The organism is Streptomyces sp. DvalAA-14 (assembly GCF_900091855.1).
Classification (GTDB): Bacteria; Actinomycetota; Actinomycetes; order Streptomycetales; family Streptomycetaceae; genus Actinacidiphila.
This window is the reverse complement of sequence record NZ_FMCH01000460.1, coordinates 1-7,980: the sequence shown is the minus strand read 5'-3', so window position 1 is coordinate 7,980 and position 7,980 is coordinate 1. Positions and strand designations below refer to the sequence as shown.

Sequence of the window (7,980 nt, the reverse complement as noted above, 5' to 3'; positions counted from 1 at the left end):
CGCGCCGGTGGGCGCCGAGCGCGCGGTCTCCCCCGCCCCGGCGGGACGCCGACGCCCCGGAGCCGGCGACCGGGGCGGGGCGACCGGGCGCGGGGGGCGTCCCGCCGGAGGGTGGGGATCGTCAGCGGGCGCCGAGCAGGTGGTCCATGGCCAGCTGGTCCAGGTGCTCGAACGCCATACCGCGGGCCGCGGCGGCCTCCGGGTCGAAGTCCTCGAACGCGGTGCGGTCGGCGAGCAGGCCGGCCAGTGTCTCGCCCTCGGCGATCGTCGGCTGGGCCAGCTGGTCCAGCCGGGAGGCCCGCAGCGCCTCCTGGACCTGCGGGTCCGCGCGGAAGGCGGCGGCCCGCTCCTTCAGCATCAGGTAGTTGCGCATGCAGCCGGCCGCCGACGCCCACACACCGTCGTAGTCCTCGGTGCGTGGCGGCTTGAAGTCGAAGTGCCGCGGGCCCTGGTATCCGGCCGTCTCCAGCAGGTCCACCAGCCAGAAGGCGGCCCGCAGGTCGCCGGCGCCGAAGCGCAGGTCCTGGTCGTACTTGATGCCGGTCTGGCCGTTGAGGTCGATGTGGAAGAGCTTGCCGTGCCACAGCGCCTGCGCGATGCCGTGCGGGAAGTTGAGCCCGGCCATCTGCTCGTGGCCGACCTCGGGGTTGACGCCGACGATGTCGGGCCGCTCCAGCGCGTTGATGAAGGCCAGCGCGTGGCCGACGGTCGGCAGCAGGATGTCGCCGCGCGGCTCGTTCGGCTTGGGCTCGATGGCGAAGCGCAGGTCGTAGCCCTGCTCGGTGACGTACTCGCCGAGCAGGTCGAAGGCCTCCTTCATCCGGTCCAGCGCGGCCCGGACGTCCTTGGCGGCGCCGGATTCCGCGCCCTCGCGGCCGCCCCAGGCCACATAGACCTTGGCGCCGAGTTCGACGGCGAGGTCGATGTTGCGGATGGTCTTGCGCAGCGCGAAGCGGCGCACGTCCCGGTCGTTGGCGGTGAAGGCGCCGTCCTTGAAGACCGGGTGGGTGAAGAGGTTGGTGGTGGCCATCGGGACGGCCAGCCCGGTGCTGTCCAGGGCCTGGCGGAAGCGTTTGATGTGCGCGTCGCGCTCGGCGTCGGAGGAGCCGAAGGGGATCACGTCGTCGTCGTGGAAGGTCACGCCGTACGCGCCGAGTTCGGCGAGGCGGGTGACGCTCTCCACCGGGTCGAGCGGGGCGCGGGTGGCGTCGCCGAACGGGTCGCGGCCCTGCCAGCCGACCGTCCACAGGCCGAAGGTGAACTTGTGCTCGGGGGCCGGGGTGTACGGGTCCCCGGAACCGGCGGGCGCGGGCGTGGCGGAAGTCATGGTGGTCGGCTCCTATTCGTCAGACTGTTGAACAAATTAGTATGCGAGACCGATGATGGGAAGTGGGAACCCGCGAATGTGCGCGCGAAAGGACCGGGATCACATGGCGTCGCAGGATCAGGCACGGGGCCGCGGGCAGGTCGTGCTCGGCGTGGACAGCTCCACGCAGTCCACGAAGGTGCTGGCGGTCGACGTGGACAGCGGCGAGGTGCTGGCCCGCGGGCAGGCCCCGCACACCGTCAGCGGCGGCGCGGGACGCGAGAGCGACCCGGAGGAGTGGTGGCGGGCGCTGCTGGACGCGCTCGGGCAGCTCGGCCCCTACGCGGGGCAGGCCGCGGCGGTCTCGGTCGGCGGCCAGCAGCACGGCCTGGTCGTGCTCGACGCGGCCGGCCGGCCCCTGCGGCCGGCCCTGCTCTGGAACGACGTACGGTCCGCGCCGCAGGCCGCCGCGCTGGTGGAGCGGTACGGCGCCCAGTGGTGGGCCGAACGGTTCGGTTCGGTCCCCGGCGCGAGCTTCACGGTGACCAAGTGGGAGTGGCTGCGGGCCAACGAGCCGCAGGTGGCGGCGGCAGCGGCCGGCGTCCGGCTGCCGCACGACTTCCTGACCGAGCGGCTCAGCGGGGTCGCGGTCACCGACCGGGGCGACGCCTCGGGCACCGGCTGGTGGGCCTCGCAGACCGGCGAGTACGACGAGACGCTGCTCGGGGAGGTGGGCCTCGACCCGAAACTGCTGCCGGCCGTGCTGGCCCCGGGCCGGCAGGCCGGGACGGTACGGGAGCGGCTGCCGCTGCGGGCCGGGGCACTGGTCGCGGCCGGCACCGGCGACAACGCGGCCGCGGCGCTCGGGCTCGGTCTCACCCCGGGCCGGGCGGTGCTCAGCCTGGGCACCTCGGGCACCGTCTACGCGGTGTCGCGGCAGCGTCCGGCCGACCCCTCCGGGACGGTGGCGGGCTTCGCCGCGGCGGACGGCGGCTGGCTGCCGCTGGCCTGCACGCTCAACTGCACCCTCGCGGTCGACAAGGTGGCGGCGCTGCTGGGCCGGGACCGCGAGCAGGTCGAGCCCGGCGGCTCGGTGGCCTTCCTGCCCTTCCTGGACGGTGAGCGCACGCCGAACCTCCCGTACGCCTCGGGCCTGTTGACCGGCCTGCGGCACGAGACGACGGCCGGGCAGGTGCTGCAGGGGGCGTACGACGGCGCGGTCTGGGCGCTGCTGCGGGCGCTGGACGAGGTGCTGGCGGTGGACGGGACGCAGTCCGCCGAGCCGCTGCTGCTGATCGGCGGCGGCGCCCGCGGGACCGCTTGGCGGGAGACCGTCCTGCGCCTGTCCGGGCGGCCCGTCCAGATTCCGGCCGCCGGCGAACTCGTCGCCCTCGGCGCGGCGGTCCAGGCGGCCGCCCTCCTCACCGGCGAATCCCCCACGACGGTGGCCGCGCGCTGGGCCACCTCGGACGGCCCCCGCTACGACGCGGTGCCCCGTGACGAGGAGGCACTGACCCGGCTGGCGGCGGCACTGCCCCTCGCGGGGGCCTGAGCGCTCCGGCGCGGGCAGGAGCGCCCCCGGGCGCCGCGTCCGGCGGCGGGGAGCCGCGGACGGGAGGACGACCCCCGGACGGACGGCCGCGGGTGGAAACACCCCCCGCGGCAGGCCGCACATACTGAGGGCCCGAGGGAACGGAGGAGCCCGGTGGGGAGAACCACAGGCGCTCAAGCGGGGCTGCGGCGCCGCAATATGGGGCTGGTGATGGAAGCGCTGGCCGCCGGGGAGAAGGTGACCCGGGCGGGAGTCGCCGCGCAGGTCGGGCTGACCCGGGCGACCGTCTCGACCCTGGTGGACGAGTTGCTGGCGGCCGGCCTGCTGGAGGAGCGCGGCGCCCAGCGGCCCGGCACGGTGGGCCGCCCGGGCACCGCCCTGGCGCTGTCCGCGTCCGGCCCCGCCGGAGTCGGCGCCGAGATCGGGGTCGACCACCTCGCCGCCTGCGTGGTGGACCTGCGCGGCACCGTCCGGTGCCGCGCCGAGGCCCCGGCGGCCAACCGCGACCGCCCCGCCCCCGCCGTCCTCGCCGAACTCGCCGAACTGACCGCCCGGGTGACCGAGGAGGCCCGGGCGGCGGGCCTGCACCCGGTGGGCACCACCGTGGCCGTACCAGGCCTGGTCGGCCGGGATCGCGGCACCGTACTGCGCGCTCCCAACCTCGGCTGGGAGGACGTCCCCGTCGCCGCCGCCCTCGGCGGCCGGACCGTGGTGGAGAACGAGGCCAACCTCGGCGCACTCGCCGAACTCTGGCTCGGCGGGCACGACAAGCTCGCCGACTTCGTCCATGTGTCCGCCGAGATCGGCATCGGCGCCGCCCTGGTGGTGGAGGGCCGCCTCTTTCGCGGCGCCCGGGGCTTCGCGGGCGAACTGGGCCACGTCCCGGTCCGCCCCGACGGGCCCCGCTGCTCGTGCGGCGCCCACGGCTGCCTGGAGACCTACGCCGGCGAGGAGGCGCTGCTGCGGGCCGCCGGGGTCGGCACCGAGCGGGGGCCGGCGGCGCTGCGGACAGCGGCCCGCGCGGGCGACCCCGCGGCCCTGCGCGCCCTGGAGGAGGCCGGCGCGGCCCTCGGGATCGCGCTCAGCGGCGCGGTGAACCTGCTGGACCCGCAGGCAGTGGTGGTCGGCGGCCCGCTCGCCGACCTCGCGCCCTGGCTGCTGCCGGGCGTACGCCGGGAGCTGGCCGCCCGCGTCACCGACCGCCAGTGGCGCCCGGAAGACCTCGTCACCTCGACGCTCGGCCGCGACGGCGTCCTGCGGGGCGCCGCCTACAGCGCGGTGCGGACGGTGCTGGACGACCCGGCGGCCTGGATCAACGGATCCGCGGCCACCGGGGCCGGGGCGGTGACCGGAACCACCGCGGCCGCGGCGCGCGCCTAGCCCGTACGGCGCTCACGCGCCCGTACGGCCGGCGGCCGACGCGTGCGGCCGCGACCCGGTGTCAGCTCAGCGCCGACCCGGCCACCCACTGCGACCAGCTCATGTTCCAGCCGTTGAGGCCGTTGTCCGGCTGGACGGTCTTGTCGGTGGAGTTCTTCACCACGACCACGTCACCGATGAGCGAGTGGTTGTAGAACCAGGCGGCCGGGGTGTTCGGGTCCTTGCCGCCCTTGGTGTCGCTCATCCCGATGCAGCCGTGGCTGGTGTTGGCCTTGCCGAAGATGCCCTTGTCGGCCCAGTAGTTGCCGTGGATGAAGGTGCCGGAGGTGGTCAGCCGCATGGCGTGCGGGACGTCCGGGATGTCGTACTCGCCCTTGCCGTCGCTGTTGACGAGGCCGACCGTCGCCCCGTTCATCCGGGTGGTCTGGTCCTTCTCCGAGATGACCATCTGACCGTCGTAGGTGATGTGGTCGGGGGCGCCGGCCGAGATCGGGATGGTGTTGATGACCTTGCCGTCGCGGACCACGGTCATCATGTGCGTGGCGGCGTCGACGGTGGACACCTGCGAGCGGCCGACGTCGAAGGCGACGGTCTTGTGCTGGACGCCGTAGACGTTCGGCGCGCCCTCCACCCCGTTGAGGTTCAAGGAGAGCGAGACGTGCGAACCGGGCAGCCAGTACTGCTGCGGGCGCAGGTCGAGCCGGGTGGCGCTGAACCAGTGGCCGACGACCCGCTGGCCGCTGCTGGACTCGACGCTGATGCCCTTCTGCACGGCGGCGCGGTCGTTGCCGGCGATGGCCTTGTCGAAGTTGATCGAGACCGGCATGCCCACGCCGACCGTGGAGCCGTCCTCCGGCGTGAAGTAGCCGACGAAGGTGCCGGCCGTGGAGACGGTGGCGAAGGTGGCGTTCGCGGTGGTGGTGCGGCCGGTGGCGTCCGTGGCGGCCGCGGATATCCGGTACTGGGTGGCGCGGGCCAGCGACCCGTTCGGCGTCCAGCGGGTGCCGCCGGCGGATATGGTGCCGGCCACAGTGCGGCCGGTGGCCTTCGACGTCATGGTGACGGAGGTCAGCGTGCCGTGCGCCACGGTCACCTTGGCGCCGCCGGTGAGGGGGGCGCCCGTGCTACCGGTGTGCGGCGAGATGGTGATCTTCGCCGCGGATGCGTTCGCGGCGGCGTTGGCGTCCTGCCGGGCCTGGGTGGCGGCGCTGGGCGTGCCGTCCGCGGTGGGGGCGCTGGAGGCCGGCGTGGCGGACGGGGACGCGGACGCCGGGGACGACGGTGACGACGCCGAAGCGGAGGCGACCGGGGAACTGCTCGCGGCCTTGTCCGCGTGGTTGCCGGCGTGGCCGGCGCAAGCGGTCAGCCCGAGCGTGCCCCCCAGCAGCACCGCGGCCGCCGCCATGCTCCGGCGGCGGGTGAACAGGGAGCGGCGAGAAGTCCGCTCGTCGGGGGTTTTCTCGGGATCGGTCAGCGACACGCGTGTCTCCAGAGGTGGGGGGTGCTCGCGAGGCTCTCTTCCTCTACCACTTTCATGAAAACAGGGTGAAGGCGTAATCCGGACGTTTCTGCCCGAAATGTGGGCTTTCCCACGCGCCGAACGGTTCGATGGCCAACCGCCGGGCATACGATCTGCGTAATTCACTTCCTACGGACCGTGATCGATCCGAGAGCGGCTTCACACACGTGGCGCCGAGTCACTACCATCGGCCCCCACGGTCAAGTCGCCACTCAAACCTGGGGGATACGTTGACCTCACCCCGCCCTTACGTCGCCGCGGCGGCCGCTTCCGTCCTCGCCGCGCTGTACTTCGTACCGTCCGCGACCGCCAGCCCCGTGCAGGCCGCCCCCGCCTCCGCGCCAGCCCACTCCACGACGCGTCCGGCCGGCACCACCGCCATCGGCACCCACCCCGAACTGGGCGGCCTGGCCGACACCGGCGCGGTGAACACCAAGCCGTACGTCATCGGCGGCGCCGCGTTCCTGGTGGCGGGAGCGGGGCTGGTGCTGAACGCCGGCCGCCGCTCCCGTTCGTCCGCGATCTGAGCGACCGCGCCGCTCAGGCCAGCGGGCCGGTGACCGACTCCGCGGCGCGGGCCAGCGAGCCGTCCCGGACGAAGGCATAGGCCGCTTCCAGGTCGGGCGACAGGAAGCGGTCCGGGCCCGCGCCCTCGATCCCGGCCGCCCGGACGGCCGCCAGCACCGCCTGCGAGGCGGGTGCCGGGCGCAGCTCGCCGGTCGCGGACCTGATCTCCAGCGCGCGGGTGGCCGCGAACATCTCCACCGCGATGATCCGGGCCAGATTGTCCACCGCGGTCCGCAGCTTGCGCGCCGCCGACCACCCCATCGACACGTGGTCCTCCTGCATCGCGGAGGACGGGATGGAGTCGACCGAGGCGGGGACGGCCAGCCGCTTCATCTCGCTGACCAGGGCGGCCTGGGTGTACTGGGCGATCATCAGACCGGAGTCCAGGCCGGGGTCCTCGGCGAGGAACGGCGGCAGGCCGTGCGAGCGGTTCTTGTCCAGCAGCCGGTCGGTGCGGCGCTCGGCGATGGAGCCGAGGTCGGCGGCGGCGATGGCGAGGAAGTCCAGGACGTAGGCGACGGGGGCGCCGTGGAAGTTGCCGTTCGACTCGACCCGGCCGGCCCCGGGACCGCCACCCTCGGCGTCCCCCAGCAGGACCACCGGATTGTCCACGGCGGCGGCGAGTTCGCGGTCGGCCACCAGCCGGGCGTGCGCCAGCGTGTCCCGGCCGGCGCCGGCCACCTGGGGCGCGCAGCGGATCGAGTACGCGTCCTGTACGCGCGGGGCGTCGTCCTGGTGATGCCCGGTCAGGCCGGAACCGGCCAGCACCCGGCGCATGTTCTCGGCGCTGGCCGCCTGGCCGGGATGCGGGCGGATCGCCTGCAGGTCGGCGGCGAGCACCCGGTCGGTGCCGAGCAGTGCCTCCAGGCTGAGGGCGGCGGTGATGTCGGCGGCGGTGAACAGGGCGGTCAGGTCGGCGCAGGCCAGCAGCAGCATGCCGAGCATGCCGTCGGTGCCGTTGATGAGGGCCAGGCCCTCCTTCTCCCGCAGCTCGACCGGGGTGATCCCGTGCTCTTCGAGCAGTTCGGCGGCCGGGCGGACCGTGCCGTCGGGGCCCTCCGCCACGCCCTCGCCCATCAGGACCTGGGCGCAGTGCGCGAGCGGGGCGAGGTCGCCGGAGCAGCCGAGGGAGCCGTACTCGTGGACGACGGGGGTGATGCCGGCGTTCAGCAGGGCGGCCATCGTCTCGGCGACGACGGGGCGCACCCCGGTCCGGCCGGAGGCGAGCGTCTTCAGCCGCAGGAACATCAGCGCGCGGACGACTTCGCGTTCCACCCGCGGCCCCATCCCGGCGGCATGCGACCGCACCAGGCTGCGCTGCAGCTGCGCCCGCAGGTCCGGCGTGATGTGCCGCACGGCGAGGGCACCGAAGCCGGTGCTCACCCCGTAGACGGGTTCGGGCTTGGCGGCGAGCGCGTCGATCACGGCCCGCGAGGCGGCGATCCCGGCGAGGGCGTCCTCACCCACCGTGACGCGGGCGGTTCCGCGCGCCACCGCCAGCACGTCCTCCGCCGCGGTCCCCTCGGCGCCCACCACCACGTTCTGCATATCCATATTCACGCACCCTAAGCAGTGAATCCGGAACTGTCACCCTGCGGGTGCGCTGCGCGCGCTGGAGGGTCGCGCAGGTCGCAGCGCCGTCGGGTCCCGACCCGC

At 74.4% G+C, this 7,980-nt stretch carries 6 protein-coding genes; 3 read left to right on the top strand and 3 right to left on the bottom strand.

Annotated elements, in window-relative coordinates:
* Positions 1-121 precede the first annotated feature (121 nt).
* A complete protein-coding gene (xylA, locus tag GA0115240_RS24280; protein WP_093739630.1) occupies positions 122-1,327 on the bottom strand; it encodes a xylose isomerase in 1,206 nt (401 codons plus the stop codon).
* 103 nt (positions 1,328-1,430) lie between these two features.
* Here xylA and xylB point away from each other — a divergent pair, with 103 nt between their 5' ends.
* Together xylB and GA0115240_RS24270 are read left to right on the top strand one after the other, a co-directional pair.
* Complete coding sequence (xylB, locus tag GA0115240_RS24275) at positions 1,431-2,858, top strand: xylulokinase (protein WP_093739628.1); 1,428 nt, start codon at positions 1,431-1,433, stop codon at positions 2,856-2,858.
* 210 nt (positions 2,859-3,068) lie between these two features.
* Positions 3,069-4,238, top strand: coding sequence for an ROK family protein (locus tag GA0115240_RS24270; RefSeq protein WP_093739634.1), 1,170 nt, complete (start codon positions 3,069-3,071; stop codon positions 4,236-4,238).
* A 61-nt stretch (positions 4,239-4,299) separates the two neighbouring features.
* On the opposite strand, the gene GA0115240_RS24265 is transcribed toward GA0115240_RS24270, so the two are convergent.
* A complete protein-coding gene (locus GA0115240_RS24265) occupies positions 4,300-5,643 on the bottom strand; it encodes a L,D-transpeptidase (RefSeq protein ID WP_093739632.1) in 1,344 nt (447 codons plus the stop codon).
* A gap of 344 nt (positions 5,644-5,987) precedes the next feature.
* Here GA0115240_RS24265 and GA0115240_RS24260 point away from each other — a divergent pair, with 344 nt between their 5' ends.
* Entirely contained in the window at positions 5,988-6,284 is a 297-nt protein-coding gene (locus GA0115240_RS24260; RefSeq protein WP_093739626.1) for a hypothetical protein, read from the top strand.
* 13 nt (positions 6,285-6,297) lie between these two features.
* Here the strand turns inward: GA0115240_RS24260 and hutH are convergent, their stop codons facing one another.
* The gene (gene hutH / locus GA0115240_RS24255) at positions 6,298-7,878 is read right to left on the bottom strand and encodes a histidine ammonia-lyase (RefSeq protein ID WP_093739624.1); all 1,581 of its coding nucleotides are present in this window, start codon (positions 7,876-7,878) and stop codon (positions 6,298-6,300) included.
* Positions 7,879-7,980: the final 102 nt, after the last annotated feature.

Coding starts and splice junctions, on each gene's coding strand:
- xylA (WP_093739630.1), bottom strand. CDS start 1,327: ATGACTTCCGCCACGCCCGCGCCCGCCGGTTCCGGGGACCCGTACACC.
- xylB (WP_093739628.1), top strand. CDS start 1,431: ATGGCGTCGCAGGATCAGGCACGGGGCCGCGGGCAGGTCGTGCTCGGC.
- GA0115240_RS24270 (WP_093739634.1), top strand. CDS start 3,069: ATGGAAGCGCTGGCCGCCGGGGAGAAGGTGACCCGGGCGGGAGTCGCC.
- GA0115240_RS24265 (WP_093739632.1), bottom strand. CDS start 5,643: ATGGCGGCGGCCGCGGTGCTGCTGGGGGGCACGCTCGGGCTGACCGCT.
- hutH (WP_093739624.1), bottom strand. CDS start 7,878: ATGGATATGCAGAACGTGGTGGTGGGCGCCGAGGGGACCGCGGCGGAG.